Genomic DNA, 16,440 nt, shown 5'->3' with positions numbered 1-16,440 from the left:
CGGTGTCCGCGGGCCGTCCGCGCTGGCCACGCACACCGGTACTCGTAGCACCACACTACTAAGAAAGGGAGCGGCCGTGGCCACTCCCTTCCGAAGCTCGTGCTAGCGCCGCAGCCCGAGGCGCTGGATCAGCTCCCGGTAGCGGGTGATGTCCTTCTTCTGGATGTACTGCAGCAGCCGACGGCGACGGCCGACCATCAGCAGCAGACCACGGCGGCTGTGGTGGTCGTGCTTGTGGGTCTTGAGGTGCTCGGTCAGCTCGGTGATGCGGTGGGTCAGCAGCGCGACCTGGACCTCGGGAGAGCCGGTGTCGCCGTCCTTGGTGGCGTACTCGGCGATGATCTTGTTCTTGGTGGCGGTGTCGATCGACACGACGCTCCTTCTCACTACTCGGCGCGCAGGACATGGCATGTCCCCACGCGGTCGGCCCGTGCCGGACCGGTGGGGCCGGCAACCATGCGCACCCACAGTCGCCGGATGGATTCGTGCGATGCCGTGCCGTTCCGCGGAAGCCGCGAGGCTTCGACGCCGACCGGGCACGGCCGCAGGGCCGGTCGCTTGCCGGCCACGGAACATGCTACTACCCCTGCTGACCGCCCGGTCCGTCCGGGCGGCCGCCGGTGAGGATCTCCCGGGCCCGATCGACGTCGCGGCGCATGGCCGCGATGAGCGCGTCCACGCTGTCGAACCGCTGCTGGCCCCGGATCCGCGCGGTGAACTCCACCGCCATGGCCCGGCCGTACAACTCCAGGTCGTCACGGTCCAGCGCGTACGCCTCGACGGTACGCACGGTCCCGTCGAACTGAGGGTTGCTGCCGACCGAGACGGCGGCCGGCCATCGCATCCGTGGCTGGGAACGGTCGAACCGGGCCTGCGGCTCGGCTCCGGGTTCCTCTTCCGGCAGCAGCGACAGCCAGCCGGCGTACACGCCGTCCGCCGGCACCGCACGGCCGGGCGTGTGGGACAGGTTCGCGGTGGGGAAGCCGAGCAGTTCGCGGCCTCGTGCCGCGCCGTGCACGATGACGCCCTCCAGCCGGTGATCCCGGCCCAGGTCCGCGGCGGCAGCCGCCACGTCTCCGCGGGCGAGCGCCGCCCGGATCCGGGTGGACGTCACCGGTTCGGGGTCGCCGACCAGCGGCACCGCATCGACGGCGAAATGGTACTTGTCTCCGAGCGTCCGCAGCAGGCCGACGTCCCCGGCGGCACGGTGCCCGAACCGGAAGTCCGCGCCCACGACCACCGCCGCGGCGCGCCATCGGTCGGCGAGCACCGCGGACGCGAAGTCCTCGGCGGAGGTGCGGGCGAGTTCCGGCGTGAAGGCCAGCACGTCCACCTCGGCGGCGCCATGCGCGCGCAGCAGCTCCCCCCGGCGCGCGACCGAGGTCAGCAGGTCCGGCGTCTCCTCGGGGCGCAGCACCGCGAGCGGGTGCGGGTCGAAGGTGACGGCGGCCACCGGCAGCCCCAGCCGCCGGGCGTGCTCCCCGGCACGCCGCAGGACGGCCTGATGTCCGCGGTGCACCCCGTCGAAGACCCCGACGGCCACGACGGCCGGCCCCCTGGACGGCTCCCCGTCCGCCGCCTCCTGCCCGTGCCAGCCGCGCACGTCCCACCCCTTCCGATTCGTCGCGTCTCCCCGACGGCCCCCGGCCGCCCGGCACCAGCGTGCCACGCCGTCCCGGCGCCGGGGTCACCCGGCGTCGAGTGACCTGCTCATGAAAAGCGCGATCTCGCCCTCGGCGGCCGTCCCCCGGTACAGGCTGGTGTCCAGTCCGCACAGTGTGAACCCCATCCGCTGGTAGGCGCGGACGGCGGGCACGTTGACGTTGCTGGTCTCCAGCCACGCCGTCCGTGCCCCGTGCATGCGGCCGTGCTCGCAGGCCCGGTCCATCAGCGCCGCGCCGATGCCCCGGCCCCGGTGGAGCGGCGCCACGGCGATCTCGTGGATCACCAGGCGGCGGTTCCACGCAGACACTTGAAAGGCGACGAACCCGCACACCGTCGGCCCGTGGACGGCGACGTCGACGAGCACACCCGGGGACCACTCGTCCTCGTCCGGCGGGAACGTCTTGGTCATCGGCCGCCCGAGGGTGATCTCCCGCAGGGCGAAGCCGTCCGGTCCGGTGGCGACGTCCAGGACGGTGTCCGTGGTGAAGGAGTCGTCGAGGTCGGCGATCCCCGCCTGGTCGGCCGGACCGGCCCGCCGATAGCCGATCCCCTGTGGTCGCCGCATGGTGGTGCACGCTCCTGTTCAGCTCGCTCCGGCGGCCGGAGCCGCGGTCCGGTCCGGCGATCCGGTCCGCCCGGTCAGGCCGCGGCGAACACCACGATCGGCTTGCTGTACCCCGGCCGCTCCTCCGCCAGGGCGACCACGGTCCCGTCGGGCGCGAACAGCCCGATCGGCCCCGGCCCTAGACCGGCCGCCGGGATCCGGTTGCCGTGCGCGACCCGGCGGGCCTCCTCGCCGGACAGCTCGCGGCGTGGGAAGGCCGCGGCCACCGCCTCGGCGAGCGGCAGCATCGTGAACTCCCCGGCGAGCTGGTCGAGCGTGCGCGCGCCGGACAGGCCGTACGGGCCGACCCAGGTGCGCCGCAGCGCGGTCAGGTGGCCGCCGACCCCCAGCGCGGCGCCCAGGTCGCGGGCCAGCGCCCGGATGTAGGTGCCGCTGGAGCAGGTGACGACGGCGTCGACGTCGACGAGGCCGCCCGCGTCGTCCGCGGTGCGGCGGATCTCCTCGACGGTGAACCGGGAGACGGTCACCTCCCGGGCCCGCAGTTCGACCTCCTCGCCCGCCCGCGCCATCCGGTACGCCCGCCGGCCGTTCACCTTGATGGCACTGACCTGCGGCGGAACCTGGCTGATGACGCCCGTGAGCGCGGAGATGCCGGCGTGGACGTCGGCGTCGGTCACATGGTCGGCCGCGATGCGCTCGCCCGGCTCTCCCTCGGCGTCATCGGTGTTGGTGCGCCGGCCCAGCCGGATGGTGGCCCGGTACTCCTTCTCGGTCAGCGCCAGGTGGCCGAGCAGCTTGGTGCCCTTCTCGATGCCGAGCACGAGCACCCCGGTGGCCATCGGGTCGAGGGTGCCGGCGTGGCCGACCCGCCGGGTCCCGGCGAGCCGGCGCACCCGCGCGACCACGTCGTGCGACGTCCAGTCGGCGGGCTTGTCGACGATGACGACACCGCTGTTGGTCATGGACCGGTTCTCTCCGTTTCCCCGAAGTGCCCTCGAAGCCGCGCGGGCCCTAGTCGTCGCCGCGCTCGTCCTCGTCCTGGAATTCCCGCGGCGCCTTGTACGGGTCGGGGTCCCCGGCCGGCTTGGCGGTGGCGGCCGCCCGCGCGACCTCGGCGTCGGCCCGGCGCGCCTTGGCGAGCAGCTCCTCGATGTGCTGGGCGTTCTCCTGCACCTCGTCCATGACGAACGTGAGGCTGGGGGTGTGCCGTAGTCCGGTCTGCCGGCCGACCTCCGACCGGATCACGCCCTTGGCGCTCTCCAGCGCGGCCCCGGTGCCGGCCTTCTCCTCTGCGGACCCGAACACCGTGTAGTAGACGGTCGCGTCACGCAGGTCGTTGGTGAGCCGCGCGTCGGTCACGGTCACGAACCCGAGCCGGGGATCCTTGATGCGGCGCTCCAGCATCTCGGCCACGACCTTCTGGATCCGGTCGGCGAGTTTGCGCGCGCGGGCGGCGTCAACCATGGTCTCTAGTCTTCCTCTTCACTGAAGAGCCGGTGCCGTGCCGACAGCAGCTCGATCTCGGGCCGTCCGGCGACCAGCCGCTCACAGGAGTCCATGATCTCCGTGCAGTGCGCGGCCGTGGAGGACACCACGGCGACCCCGATCTCGGCCCGGCGGTACAAATCATGGTCGCCGGTCTCGGCCACCGACACGGCGAACTTGCGGTGCAGCTCGGCGACGATGGGGCGCACGACCGAGCGCTTCTCTTTCAGGGATCGGATGTCACCCAGGAGCACGTCCAGCGTGAGGGCACCGACGAACAAACGCTCATCCACCTCTTGGGAGTCGGGGAATGTGGAGCTGCCCGGCGGCGGCGCCGGACGGCGTGCCGACCGGGCAGCCCCCGGGCCCCGGCGGACCGCCCCGTTCGACCCTGTGCCGGGTGAACGGGACGGCTCCTGCCGAGGCCCGGGGGAAACGCCGCGGTCTACCGCCGCGTCAGTCGCGCGGCTTCTCCTGCATCTCGTACGTCTCGATGACGTCCTCGACCCGGATGTCGTTGTAACCGATTCCGATACCGCACTCGAAGCCCTCGCGGACCTCGGTGGCGTCGTCCTTGAACCGGCGCAGCGACTCCACGGTGAGGTTGTCGGAGATGACCACCCCGTCGCGGATGAGGCGGGCCTTGGCGTTCCGCCGGATGATGCCGTCGCGGACGATCGAACCGGCGATGTTGCCGACCCGCGGCACCCGGAAGACCTCGCGGATCTCCGCCGTGCCGAGCTGCACCTCTTCGTAGATCGGCTTGAGGAGACCCTTGACGGCCGCCTCGACCTCGTCGATCGCCTGGTAGATGACGGAGTAGTAGCGGATGTCCACGCCCATGCGGTCGGCCAGCTCGCTGTTCTTCCCCTCGGGACGAACGTTGAAGCCGATGATGATGGCGTCGGCGGACGCGGCCAGGTTGATGTCGTTCTGCGTGATCGCGCCGACGCCGCGGCCGATGACGCGGATGCTCACCTCGTCGCCGCCGGCGTCGATCTTGAGCAGCGACTCCTCCAGCGCCTCCACCGAACCGGACATGTCGCCCTTGATGAGCAGGAGCAGCTCGTTGCGCTCCCCCTCCTCCAGGGTCTTCTGCCAGTTCTCCATCGTGACCCGGCGGCTGGACCGCGCCTGCTGGGCGAAGCGCTCGCGCGCCTCGCGCTGCTGGGCGATCTGGCGGGCCACCCGGTCGTCCTTGACGACCAGGAAGTTGTCGCCCGCGCTGGGCACGTTGGTGAGACCGAGGACCTGCACCGGACGGGACGGCTCCGCGACCTGCACGTTCTTGCCGTTCTCGTCCAGCATCGCCCGGACGCGCCCGTAGGCGTCGCCGCAGACGATGGAGTCGCCCACCCGCAGCGTTCCGCGCTGCACGAGCACGGTGGCCGTGGAACCGCGGCCGCGGTCGAGGAACGCCTCGATGGCGAGCCCCTGCGCGTCCTGGTCGGGGTTGGCCCGCAGGTCCAGGGCGGCGTCGGAGGTCAGCACCACGGCTTCGAGCAGACCGTCGATGTTGGTGCCCTGCTTGGCGGAGATGTCGACGAACTGGATGTCGCCGCCGTACTCCTCGGCCACCAGGCCGTACTCGGTGAGCTGGGCGCGGACCTTCTGCGGGTCGGCCCCCTCGACGTCGATCTTGTTGACCGCGACCACGATCGGCACGTCGGCCGCCTTGGCGTGGTCGATGGCCTCGGCGGTCTGCGGCTTCACACCGTCATCGGCCGCGACCACGAGCACCGCGATGTCCGTGGCCTGCGCACCACGGGCACGCATGGCGGTGAACGCCTCGTGACCCGGGGTGTCGATGAAGGTGATCTTGCGCTCTTCGCCGTCGACCTCGGTCGCCACCTGGTAGGCACCGATGTGCTGCGTGATGCCACCGGCCTCACCGCTCACCACGTTGGTGTTGCGGATGGCGTCCAGCAGGCGGGTCTTACCGTGGTCGACGTGACCCATGACGGTGACCACCGGCGGCCGCGGGAGGAGGTCCTCCTCGCCGCCGTCGTCCTCACCGAACTCGATGGAGAACGACTCCAGCAGCTCGCGGTCCTCGTCCTCCGGGCTGACGACCTCGATGCGGTACTTGAGCTCCTCGCCCAGCAGCATCAGGGTCTCGTCCGGCAGGGACTGGGTCGCGGTGACCATCTCGCCCAGGTGCATCATCACCTGGACCAGGGACGCCGGGTTGACGTCGATGCGGTCGCCGAAGTCGGACAGCGAGGCACCTCGCGGCAGCCGGATGACCTGGCCGTTGCCGCTCGGGATCTTGACGCCGCCGAACGACGGCGCCTGCATGTCGTTGAACTCCTGGCGCCGCTGCTTCTTGGACTTGCGCGCACGGCCGGGACGGCCACCGGGACGCCCGAAGGCACCCGCCGTGCCGCCGCCGCGGCCGCGACCGCCGCCACCGGGACGGCCACCGAAGCCGCCCGGACGCGGACCGCCGCCACCGGCGCCGCCGCCCGCACCACGCGGGCCGGCGCCGACGGGACCGCCACGACCGGCACCACCGGGTCGGCCGCCAGCGCGCCCGCCACCGGCACCGCCGCGGCCACCGCCACCGGCGGGGGTCGGGCGCGAGGACGGCATGTTCATCGGGCTCGGCCGCGGGCCGCCGGGACGCGGGCCCATGCCGGCCGGGCTGGGCCGCGGACCACCGGCGCCGGGACCACCCGGACGCGGGGCCTGCGGGCGTGGAGCCTGCGGACGCGGCGGACCACCGGCGCCCGGACCCGGACGCGGGCCGCCGCGTTCACCGGCGCCACCGCCGGGACGCGGTGCGCCCTGACCCCCCTGACCGCCGGGCCGGGGGCCCGGACGCGGCGCGGGCTTGGCGCCCATGCCGGTGGCCGTGGACGCGAACGGGTTGTTCCCCGGACGCGGGCCGGTGGGACGCGGACCCGGACGCGGGCCCTTTCCGGCCTCGGGACGCCCGGTGCGCTCGGGACGGCCGCCCCGCTCGGGGCGTCCGCCGCGGTCGTCCTGGCCGCCGCGCTCCGGACGGGCGGGCTGACCCGGCTTGGGCGTGCTGCCGGGACGCGGGCCGGGCTTGGGGCCCGGCTTGGGGGCGCCGCCGCCGGCGGGGGTGCCGGGACGCGGCGCGCCGGGCTTGGGGCCCGGCTTGGGCACACTGGGACGCGGCGTCGGTGCGCCGCCCTGGCCCTGGGCAGGCGCCGACGGCCTGGCGTCACCGCGCGGACGCGGCTTCGGCTCCGCGGGGCGGGGCTTGCGGTCGCCGCCCTTCTTGTCGCTGGAACCGTTGTTGAAAGCTTCCTTGAGCCGACGTACGACCGGTGCCTCTATCGTCGAGGACGCCGAACGTACGAACTCACCCATTTCGTTGAGCTTGGCCAGCACGGCCTTGCTCTCTACCCCGAACTCCTTCGCGAGCTCGTAAACCCGGACCTTCGCCACTGCTCTCCTCTACTTCGGTCCGGGACATGGGCTTGTGCCGGACCGTCGCTAGCTTGAATTACTCATCGCTGCGTACTCATCGAGCGCTCATCGCAATCTCGACCCGCTTCCGACTCGTCGCTACACAACAATGGGCCAATTTCGTCTGACCTGGCGGCACAGCAAGACCCGCCGACCCGGTCGGTAATTTCAACCGACAGACCGGCGTGATCATTCCAACCTTATCTGGAACCCGGCTCGACTCCAACGCGTGGGGCACCCTCGAAACAGGCCGCAACGCGCGTGGTGTCGAGTCCGTCCCGAGTCCGGAACGCCCTTCCCCACACCCTGCGTCGTTCGGCCAACTCCCAACACCGCAGGTCACGGTGGAGGTACGCCCCTCGGCCAGGAGTCCGCTGGGCGGTGTCCGGCGTGATCACCGCACCGACCACCACCAGCCGCAACAGATCCGACTGGGCTGCGCGCGATCGGCAGCCCACGCACATGCGTACGGGGACGGCACGATCGGTGCCCACCAGTCTATCGCGCCGAGGTGTCATCGGAGGACGCCGGACGCCGCGGCCCCTGCGCCGGCGCGGACGCCCCCGAACCGCCCGCCTGTTCGGCGAGCTCGGCGTCGGACCGGATGTCGATGCGCCAGCCGGTGAGCCGGGCCGCCAGCCGGGCGTTCTGCCCCTCCTTGCCGATCGCCAGCGACTGCTGGTAGTCGGGCACGGTCACGCGGGCGACCCGGGCGGCGGCGTCGAGCACCTCGACGTGCGTCACCCGCGCCGGCGACAGGGCGTTTCCGACGAACACGGCCGGATCATCGGAGTAGTCGACGATGTCGATCTTCTCCCCGTGCAATTCGGCCATCACGTTGCGGACCCGGCTGCCCAGCGGCCCGATGCAGGCGCCCTTGGCGTTCACACCGGCCTTGTTCGACTTCACCGCCATCTTGGTGCGGTGGCCGGCCTCGCGGGCGATGGCCGCGATCTCCACGGTGCCGTCCGCGATCTCGGGCACCTCCAGCTGGAACAGCTTGCGCACCAGGTTGGGGTGGGTGCGCGAGAGCGTCACGGACGGGCCGCGGTGGCCCTTGCGGACCTGCACGACGTAGGCGCGCAGCCGGTCGCCATGGTTGTAGCTCTCGCCGGGCACCTGCTCCTGCGGCGGCAGCACGGCCTCGATCTTGCCGAGGTCCACGAGCACGTTCCGCGGGTCCTTGCCCTGCTGGATGATGCCCGAGACCACCTCGGACTCGCGGCCGGCGAACTCGCCCAGCGTCAGCTCGTCCTCGGCGTCGCGCAACCGCTGCAGGATGACCTGCTTGGCGGTGGAGGTGGCGATGCGGCCGAAGCCCGAGGGGGTGGCGTCGTACTCGCGCAGGACCTCGCCCTCCTCGTCGGTCTCGGCCGCCCAGACGGTGACGTGCCCGCTGGCCCGGTCGAGCTCCACCCTCGCGGTCGCCTCGGTCCCCTCCTGGCGGTGGTAGGCGATCAGCAGCGCGTCCTCGATCGCCTTGACGACGAGGTCCACCGAGATGTCCTTCTCGCGCTCCAAGCTGCGCAGGACACTCATGTCGATATCCACGGGGCTCCCCCTCTAGTCCGCCGCGCCGGCGTCGGCGTCGCGGCGGAATTCCACCTGGACCTTGCCGCGCCCCAGGTCAGAATAGCCGTACACCCGGCTCTCGCCGTCGATGTCCACGGTGACGCCCTCGTCGTCGGCGTGGCTGATCCGCCCCCGTACCTCGGTGCCGTCGGCGAGCGTGGCCTGGACCAGGCGCCCTCGGGCCCGCCGCCAGTGCCGGGGCTGGGTGAGCGGCCGGTCCACTCCGGGCGAGGTCACCTCCAGCACGTAGGGGGACCCGCCCATGACGTCGGAGGCGTCCAGGGCGCTGGAGATCTGCTGGCTCACCGTCCCGACGGAGTCGAGGTCCACGCCCTCGTCGGAGTCCACCACGACGCGCAGCACACGGCGCCGGCCGGCCGGAGTGATGTCGACGGCCTCCAGGTCAAGCCCGGCTTCGGCCAGGACCGGCTCCAGCAGCTGCGCGAGACGGTCGTGGCGAGCCTGCGCGCCCATCGGTGCTCCTCCTCAGCAGTCTTCCCGCTCCGCGGCCGCTCGGCGGCCTTCCCGCTCCGCAGGGGTGGTCCAGCGGTGCACGGTGCATGTTGTCGACCGCGCGTCGTCTCCGACGGCGGTTTGAACCAAGAGTATCCACAGTCTGCCGATACCCGCGCCGGTCGCGGATCCACCCCGCGCGGGGGCGGACCCCGGACCGCCACACGTTCCGCGGGTCGGGGCGCGCGAACGCCCCCTCCGGCATGGAAAGATGGATCGTGGCCGGCTCGCCGGCCATGGCCGCCGCCCCACCCGTGCGCCCGGTGCGATGCGCGGCCGTGTTCTCCGGTCTCCCGGATCTCGGTTCTCCTGGTTCTCCCGCTCCGCACGGAGGAGGCTCGTTGCGCCAGAACGCGGTCAGCCGCCGCACGGTGGTCGTCGGCGCCATCATGGGACTGGCCGCGGCCGGACTGACCGGTTGCCGCGGGGCGCAGTGGTATCCGAGCGACATCACCCCGGACGAGTACGTGCTGCGCGGCGCCATCGCGCAGAAGGAACGCGTGATCGCCCGCTACCGGGCGACCATCGCCGCCGGCGGGGAGCCGCCTGACCTCCTGCGCTTGCTGCGCACCCTGCTCGCCAACCACGAGCGCCATCTCGACGCCCTCCGCGAGCGGCTGCCCGCGGACTCCGCGCCGGAGGACGACGCGGCGACGGCCGGGCCCACGCCGGACCCGGTTCCGGAGACGGCGCTGTCGGTCGCCGCGCTGCGGGTCGCGGAGACGACGGCCGCCGGCGCCCGCGGACGGCAGCTCGCGGACGTCACCGAGGCCAGCCTCGCGCAGCTACTCGCCAGCGTCGGCGCCTGCGAGGCCGGCCACGCCCAACTGCTCGCCCAGGTCTGAGGAGCCCGGAGCCACGATGAGCGCCAGCCCCGATCCGGTGGTGTCCCCCCAGTCGTCCGACCCCGGCGAGTTCAGCGACGTGGTCGCGCTGCAGAACGCGCTGCTCGCCGAGCACGCGGCGGTGTACGGGTACGGCTTCGTGGGGGCGAACAGCACCGACGCGGCACGAGAACTCTGTTACGCGCACCTGGACGCGCACCGCGCCCAGCGCGACACGCTACGCGCGGAACTGCTGGAACGCGGCGCCGAGCCACCGGCGGCCGCGGCGGCGTACCGGCTCCCCACGGAGACCGACGCCGAGACGCTGAGCGGCTTCGCGGTCCGGCTGGAGGAGCAGACCGCGCAGGCCTACCTGGAACTCGCGGGAGCGGGCTCCCCGGACCTGCGCGACCTGGCCGGCCGCTCGCTGCAGTCGGCGACGCTGCGCTCCCTGGCGTGGGGTGCGGGTCTCCCGGCGTTCCCGGGCTACCCCGGCGGCGAGCCGTGACCGCCGCCGGGGTAGCCCGGCACGCCTCAGCCGCCCTGCCCGACCCTGGCGACGACCCGCTCCACGGCGTCGTCGAGCGCGATCTCCTCGCGGGTGCCGGCGGCACGGTCGCGTAGCTCCACCACTCCGCTGGTCAGCCCCTTGCCGACGATGAGCGCCGTCGGCACGCCGAGCAGTTCGGCGTCGGTGAACTTCACGCCGGGCGAGACGCCCTTGCGGTCGTCGACGAGGACGCGCAGGCCCCGCTGCTCCAGCTCGCCGGCGAGCCGCAGCGCCACCTCGATCTGCTCTCCCTTGCCGGTGCCGACCACGTGCACGTCGGCGGGCGCGACCTCGCGCGGCCAGATGATGCCGCGCTCGTCGTGGGACTGCTCGACGATCGCGGCGACCACCCGTGAGACGCCGATGCCGTAGGAGCCCATGGTGATGCGGCGCGGCTTGCCGTCGGGGCCGAGCGCATCGACCTCGAAGACGTCGGCGTACTTGCGGCCGAGCTGGAAGATGTGGCCGATCTCGATGCCGCGCGCGGCGTAGAGGGTGCCCTCGCCGTCGGGAGAGGGGTCGCCCTCGCGCACCTCGGCGGCCTCGATGGTGCAGTCGGGGGTGAAGTCGCGACCACAGACGAGGCCGACCACGTGGTGGTCGGGCTTGTCGGCACCGGTGACCCAGCTGGTGCCCTCGACCACGCGGGGGTCCACGAGGTAGCGCAGCTTGTTGCCGAGCAGCGCGCCGGGACCGATGTAGCCCTTGACCAGGAAGGGGTGGGCGGCGAAGTCCTGCTCGTCCAGCAGCTCCACCTCGGCCGGCACCAGCGCGGCCTCCAAGCGCCGCATGTCGACCTCGCGGTCGCCGGGGACCCCGATGCCGAGGATCTCCCAGTCCTTCTCCCCGGGCGCCCGCGTCTTGACGAGCACGTTCTTCAGCGTGTCGGCGGCGGTGAAGGTGCGGCCCAGGCCGGCGGCGTTGAGGAAGTCCACCAGCGACTCGATGGTGGGGGTGCCGGGGGTGTGGTGGACCTCGGCCTCGGGCAGCCCCGCCACGGGCCGGGCGGGCGGGGCGGGCACGCGCACCGCCTCGACGTTGGCCGCGTAGTCCGACGCGGTGCTGCGTACGAAGGTGTCCTCGCCGGTGGGCGTCTCGGCCAGGAACTCCTCGGAGGCCGAGCCGCCCATGGCGCCGGACATGGCCGAGACGATCACGTAGTCGAGGCCGAGCCGGTCGAAGATCCGGATGTAGGCGTTCCGGTGCAGCTCGTAGGAGCGGGCCAGCCCCTCGTCGTCGATGTCGAAGGAGTAGGAGTCCTTCATGTGGAACTCCCGGCCGCGCAGGATGCCGGCGCGCGGCCGGGCCTCGTCGCGGAACTTCTCCTGGATCTGGTAGAGGATGACCGGGAAGTCCTTGTAGGAGGAGTACTCGCCTTTGACCAGGAGCGCGAACAGCTCCTCGTGCGTGGGGGCCAGCAGGTAGTCGGCTCCCTTGCGGTCGGCCAGGCGGAAGAGGGTGTCGCCGTACTCGGTCCACCGGTTGCTGGCCTCGTAGTACTCGCGGGGCAGCAGCGCCGGCAGCAGCACCTCCTGGCCGCCGATCCGGTTCATCTCCTCGCGCACGACGGCAGCGACGTTCTCCAGCACGATCTTGCCGAGCGGCAGCCACGTGTAGACGCCGGGCGCGGCCCGGCGCACGTACCCGCCGCGGACCAGCAGCTTGTGGCTCGGCACCTCAGCGTCCGCCGGGTCCTCGCGCAGGGTGCGCAGGAACAGGGTCGACATCCGCAGCAGCACGGCCACTCCTTGAAGACAATGCGAGAGAACAGAGAACTCGGTGGTTGCGAGAGGAGTTCCAGGCTAGCGGCCCGGCGGGACGCTCGCAGCCCGGAACGGGCCGGACCCGGCTGGGCACGGGACGGGCGCGTACGCGAGTGCGCGCGGAGGCGCCAGAGGAGGTTCGGCACCGCCCGCCCTCGGCACATGGCGGTCGGGCGGACGGGTCTGCTCTCCCGTCCGGCGGTCAGCAGGTCCGTCCGGATTTCACGGCGACCGACCCCACGGTCATGGGCGGGCTGACCCGCGTCACGCGCGTGGGCTTGGGCGCCGCTCCCCGGTCCGGCCCGGCCGCCGCGGGACTGCTGGGCACCTCGACGCCGCGTCCCTGCCCGCGCGGCTCGTCGTAGGCGCAGATGTCGAGTCCGGTGGAGTTGGTGATCGCCACCGTCTCCTGGGAGTTCTCGCCGGTTCCCAGGTCGCGGGCGTTCTCCCGGCCCACGGGGTAGGAGTCGAGCCCCTTGAAGTAGCCGTCGTCGCCGTTGAGACCGCCCCAGCGGACGCCCTCCAGGTCCGCGTTGTTGAAGAAGCACAGTTCGCCGTTCTCGCGCGGTTCCATCCGGTCCGGGTAGCCCGCCGACTCCGTCGGCTCGCCGGTTGCGTTCGGCGGAACCTGCCGGCACGCTTCCAGTTCGGTGAGCGCGGGTACGGTGCCGGCCTGACGCGGCGCGCTCGACGTCGGGCGCGCGCCGGGCGTGTGCTCGCCGCCGGACGGCTGCCCCTGCTGCGAGCACCCGGCCACGGCGGCGACCGCCGTCGCGACCCCGGCTGCCGCGCTCAGCCCCAACCGCTGTCTCCGCGACATCATCGGCGCTCTCCTCTGCTCCACTTCGGCCATATCGGCCTCCCCCGTGCGACAGTCCACCCAATGGCGGAACAGTAGCCAGCCCCGAGAACGATCACAACAGCTCCACGTCGCGGCCCCGTCCCCATTCCGCGGGAGCCGGTGCGCCCCGCGCTGCGTCTACTGTGAAGGCGGGCCGGAAGGGCCCGGCGGGTTCGGGGCCGGGAGACCCGCGGTCTCCGCGGCGAATGAACGGGGCGGTCGGCAGGTGGCGGTCATGGACGGGCGGGACTCCGAGGTGCCGGGGCCGACGGCGGCACGCGAGGTGATGGTGCTGCGCGACGCGGACCGCCCGGGGTCCTGGTACCTGGTCGTGGACGGCACCCCACAGTCGCACGTCGACCTCGCCGACCCCACGCAGCTCGTCATCGGGTACGTACGGACGATCGGGCACGTGGTCGACCTCGCGGCGCCGCCGCGTGCGCCGCTCGACGTCCTGCATCTGGGCGCCGGCGCACTGACACTGGCCCGCTACGTGGCGGCCACCCGCCCCGGCTCCCGGCAGCGCGCGGTGGACGACGATGCGGACCTCGTCGAGCGGGTGCGCCGGGAGTTGCCGTGGGACCGTCGCGCCGGCATCCGCGTCGGCATCGGCGACGCCCGTGAGTGGCTGACCGCGCGACGGGACGGCGTCGCCGACCTCGTGGTCGCCGACGTGTTCGCGGGCGCCCGCACCCCGGCGCACCTGACGTCGGTGGAGTTCCTGCGCGAGGTCGCACGGGTGCTGCGGCCGGACGGCGTGTACACGGCCAACATCGGTGACGGGGGCGCGCTACGGCACACCCGCGCACAGGTGGCGACCGCCCGTGCGGTGTTCCCGCATGTGGCGATCGTCGCCGAGCCGGGAGTGCTGCGCGGGCGGCGGTTCGGCAACGTGGTGCTCACGGCGGCGGGCCGGGACCTGCCGGAGGAGGAGCTGGGGCACCGTGCGCACCGCGACCCCGACATGGCGCGGCTGCTCGGCGGCGAGGAGCTGGCGCGGTTCGCGGCCGGCGCGGCGCCGGTGCGGGACGCCGACGCCCGGCCGTCGCCCGCGCCACCGCCGGAGGTCTTCACCCGCTGACGACCGGCGCTCGCTGCCTCCGGTCACGCTCGCCCTCTCGCTCCCCTCCACCGCCAGCGCGAACCGGCCTACGGCGACCAGCGCCGACGGCTCCGGACGCTCAACGACTCGCGCTCCGCCCCCCGGTCGCACTCGCCCTCTCGCTCCCCCTCCACCACCGACACGGTGGGGCTCCCCGGTCTAGCCCGGGAGTTCGTGGTCCAGGAGGAACGAGAACTCCCGGTTCTGGTTGATCTGCACGCTGCCGCCGTCGCCCGGCCGGGTGGCCATACCGGTGACCTGCCCGTTGCGCCACCAGATGAGCTGGTCGGTGAGCGGTTCGTTGTCCTCGACCAGGCTCCGGAAGGTCTGGTAGATGAAGGGGATCATCGGCCGGGACCGTTGGCTGTGCAGCACCGCGTACAGCATGGTGTTCGGGTTGGGGAGCATGACGATGGCCCCGAACGGCGCCGGCTCCCGCATGATCTCCACCAGGCGCATCACGTGCGCGCTGCCCGGCCAGGTGATGCCGTGCACGACGTTCACCATGGTGTCGGCGTTGGTGGGGAAGCTCTGCTGGTCGTACTGGTCGTGCGCCATGTTGCCCAGCGCGGTGAACCACAGGTCCTGCTTGGTGAGCCCCCACGCCTCGGCGTGCCGCTTGTCCAGGATGGCCGCTTCATAGCTGGTGGGGTTGAGGCGGTAGCACAACAGGGCGGTCAGCATGGGATTGACCGAGTACGCCAGCTTGTCGGTGCCCAGGGCCGTCGGGTCGCCGGTCAGGATCACCCGCAGGTAGGGCGCGGCGTTCTGGAACGGCTCGGTCAGCAGCCGGGCGTGGATGTCGTGGCTCGGTCCGTTGTGCGGGCCCCCGTACGGGACGTTCATCGGTGTCGACTGCTCCTCGGGATGGTTACGGCGCGCCCGGCGGCAACGGGCCGGGACGTGACCCATTCTCCGACGCCGAGTCCGGTGATCGCGTTCCCTTGGCGCTTCCGGGACGGCCCCGCACTCCGGGGCGCCGGACGGACGAGTTAGAGTCGGGGCCATGCAGGAGCACCGGTTGTTCGTCACTCCGCCGCCCCGGATCTGACCGGGGCGTCCCGGCGCCGTGCGCGCCGCACGACCGCATCATCGTGACGCCCCACGCCGACGGTTCTCGTTCACCCTCGTCGACGTTGGAGCACCGCTGTGCCCGCATGTCCCGAATCCGTCTCTCACGATTCTTCCGGCCCGGCCCTCGCGGGGCCCGATCATGCCGCCGCGCACCGCGGCTTCCTGCTTCTGCTGACCGCCGGCCTGCTGTGGGGCACCGGCGGACTCGCCGGTCACCTGCTGCAGAGTGCGGTGGGTCTGCACCCGCTCGCGGTGGCGACCTATCGGCTGCTGGTCGGCGGTCTGCTGATCTCGGCCTTCCTCGCCGTCTCCGGTCGGCTGCGCCGGGTCGCGTGGTCGCGGACGCTGGTGCGCAGGCTGGTCGGCAATGGCGTTCTGCACGCCGCGTTCCAGAGCCTGTACTTCGCCTCGCTCGCCCTCGTGCCGGTCGGGCTGGCCACGCTGGTAAAGATCGGCAGCGTGCCGGTGTTCGTCACGATCGGGATCTGCCTGCTCACCCGCCGGCCGCCCGGGGCGCGGCTCGGCGGCGCGCTGGTGGCGGCCGTGCTCGGGCTGGCGCTGCTCGCCGGGTTCCCGAGCGCGGACGCCGGCCCGCTGCGGCTGGCGGCCGGGCTGGGGTGCGCGCTCGGTGCCGGGCTGGTGTTCTCGGTGCTGACGTTGCTGAACCGGCGGCCGGTCGCCGGCCTGGACCCGCTGGTGAACGTGGGTCTGGGCTGCCTGCTCGGTGGTCTGCTGCTGACCCCGGCCGGGCTGTGGGTGGGCATGCCGCTGCCCGCCGAGCCCGGCGGCCTGGCGCTGCTGGCGTTCCTGGGCGTGGTGCCCACCGCCCTCGCCTACGCGGCGTACTTCGGCGGGCTGCGCAGCTCGACCGACGCGGCCACCGCGATGGCCACCATCACCGAGCCGCTGACGGCCGCGCTGCTGTCGCTGGCGCTGTTGGGTGAACGGATGACGCCGCTGGGCGGTGTCGGCGCCGCGCTGCTGGTGGCCGCGATGCTCGCGGAATACGTGGGGCCGCGCCGACGGTGATATGGGGCGGGCGGCCGCT

Annotated in this window: 17 protein-coding genes; 4 read left to right on the top strand and 13 right to left on the bottom strand. The window is 72.7% G+C overall.

What is annotated here, in order from left to right; genetic code table 11:
- Positions 1-102 precede the first annotated feature (102 nt).
- The 10 genes from rpsO to rimP form a co-directional block, all read right to left on the bottom strand.
- Entirely contained in the window at positions 103-372 is a 270-nt protein-coding gene (rpsO, locus tag ACFQRF_RS17545) for a 30S ribosomal protein S15 (protein ID WP_379872189.1), read from the bottom strand.
- 208 nt (positions 373-580) lie between these two features.
- A complete protein-coding gene (locus ACFQRF_RS17540; RefSeq protein WP_379872188.1) occupies positions 581-1,603 on the bottom strand; it encodes a bifunctional riboflavin kinase/FAD synthetase in 1,023 nt (340 codons plus the stop codon).
- Positions 1,604-1,687: 84 nt separating this feature from the next.
- Entirely contained in the window at positions 1,688-2,230 is a 543-nt protein-coding gene (locus ACFQRF_RS17535; RefSeq protein ID WP_379872187.1) for a GNAT family N-acetyltransferase, read from the bottom strand.
- A 74-nt stretch (positions 2,231-2,304) separates the two neighbouring features.
- On the bottom strand, positions 2,305-3,192 hold the full coding sequence (gene truB, locus ACFQRF_RS17530) for a tRNA pseudouridine(55) synthase TruB (protein WP_379872186.1): 888 nt from the start codon (positions 3,190-3,192) through the stop codon (positions 2,305-2,307).
- A 49-nt stretch (positions 3,193-3,241) separates the two neighbouring features.
- Complete coding sequence (rbfA, locus tag ACFQRF_RS17525; protein ID WP_379872185.1) at positions 3,242-3,694, bottom strand: 30S ribosome-binding factor RbfA; 453 nt, start codon at positions 3,692-3,694, stop codon at positions 3,242-3,244.
- Positions 3,695-3,699: 5 nt separating this feature from the next.
- Positions 3,700-3,996, bottom strand: coding sequence for a DUF503 domain-containing protein (locus tag ACFQRF_RS17520; RefSeq protein WP_379872385.1), 297 nt, complete (start codon positions 3,994-3,996; stop codon positions 3,700-3,702).
- A 175-nt stretch (positions 3,997-4,171) separates the two neighbouring features.
- Positions 4,172-7,132 (bottom strand): translation initiation factor IF-2, encoded by a 2,961-nt coding sequence (gene infB / locus ACFQRF_RS17515; RefSeq protein WP_379872184.1) that lies wholly within the window; start codon positions 7,130-7,132, stop codon positions 4,172-4,174.
- Positions 7,133-7,353: 221 nt separating this feature from the next.
- Positions 7,354-7,617, bottom strand: coding sequence for a YlxR family protein (locus tag ACFQRF_RS17510; protein ID WP_379872384.1), 264 nt, complete (start codon positions 7,615-7,617; stop codon positions 7,354-7,356).
- Positions 7,618-7,651: 34 nt separating this feature from the next.
- Positions 7,652-8,692 carry a transcription termination factor NusA gene (gene nusA / locus ACFQRF_RS17505; RefSeq protein WP_379872183.1) on the bottom strand — a complete coding sequence of 347 codons (1,041 nt, stop codon included), beginning with the start codon at positions 8,690-8,692 and terminating at the stop codon, positions 7,652-7,654.
- A 24-nt stretch (positions 8,693-8,716) separates the two neighbouring features.
- Positions 8,717-9,199, bottom strand: coding sequence for a ribosome maturation factor RimP (gene rimP / locus ACFQRF_RS17500; protein WP_379872182.1), 483 nt, complete (start codon positions 9,197-9,199; stop codon positions 8,717-8,719).
- A gap of 380 nt (positions 9,200-9,579) precedes the next feature.
- Here rimP and ACFQRF_RS17495 point away from each other — a divergent pair, with 380 nt between their 5' ends.
- Positions 9,580-10,083, top strand: coding sequence for a hypothetical protein (locus ACFQRF_RS17495; protein ID WP_379872181.1), 504 nt, complete (start codon positions 9,580-9,582; stop codon positions 10,081-10,083).
- Between the two features lie 16 nt (positions 10,084-10,099).
- A complete protein-coding gene (locus ACFQRF_RS17490; RefSeq protein WP_379872180.1) occupies positions 10,100-10,570 on the top strand; it encodes a ferritin-like domain-containing protein in 471 nt (156 codons plus the stop codon).
- Positions 10,571-10,596: 26 nt separating this feature from the next.
- Here ACFQRF_RS17490 and ACFQRF_RS17485 read toward each other — a convergent pair whose 3' ends face one another.
- Both ACFQRF_RS17485 and ACFQRF_RS17480 read right to left on the bottom strand, forming a co-directional pair.
- Positions 10,597-12,351, bottom strand: a complete 1,755-nt coding sequence (locus ACFQRF_RS17485; RefSeq protein WP_379872179.1) for a proline--tRNA ligase — start codon at positions 12,349-12,351, stop codon at positions 10,597-10,599.
- A gap of 226 nt (positions 12,352-12,577) precedes the next feature.
- Positions 12,578-13,198: a hypothetical protein gene (locus tag ACFQRF_RS17480; RefSeq protein ID WP_379872178.1), complete on the bottom strand. Its 621-nt coding sequence runs from the start codon at positions 13,196-13,198 to the stop codon at positions 12,578-12,580.
- Between the two features lie 253 nt (positions 13,199-13,451).
- Here ACFQRF_RS17480 and ACFQRF_RS17475 point away from each other — a divergent pair, with 253 nt between their 5' ends.
- Positions 13,452-14,297, top strand: coding sequence for a spermidine synthase (locus tag ACFQRF_RS17475; protein WP_379872177.1), 846 nt, complete (start codon positions 13,452-13,454; stop codon positions 14,295-14,297).
- A 180-nt stretch (positions 14,298-14,477) separates the two neighbouring features.
- Here the strand turns inward: ACFQRF_RS17475 and ACFQRF_RS17470 are convergent, their stop codons facing one another.
- The gene (locus ACFQRF_RS17470) at positions 14,478-15,164 is read right to left on the bottom strand and encodes a hypothetical protein (protein WP_379872176.1); all 687 of its coding nucleotides are present in this window, start codon (positions 15,162-15,164) and stop codon (positions 14,478-14,480) included.
- A 303-nt stretch (positions 15,165-15,467) separates the two neighbouring features.
- On the opposite strand from ACFQRF_RS17470, the gene ACFQRF_RS17465 reads away from it, so the two are divergent.
- On the top strand, positions 15,468-16,421 hold the full coding sequence (locus ACFQRF_RS17465) for a DMT family transporter (RefSeq protein ID WP_379872175.1): 954 nt from the start codon (positions 15,468-15,470) through the stop codon (positions 16,419-16,421).
- Positions 16,422-16,440: the final 19 nt, after the last annotated feature.

Origin of the sequence: Marinactinospora rubrisoli (assembly GCF_042664915.1) — a bacterium.
Lineage (GTDB): Bacteria > Actinomycetota > Actinomycetes > Streptosporangiales > Streptosporangiaceae > Marinitenerispora > Marinitenerispora rubrisoli.
Note: the sequence above shows the minus strand (reverse complement) of the source record. Positions and strands in the feature narration are given on the sequence as shown.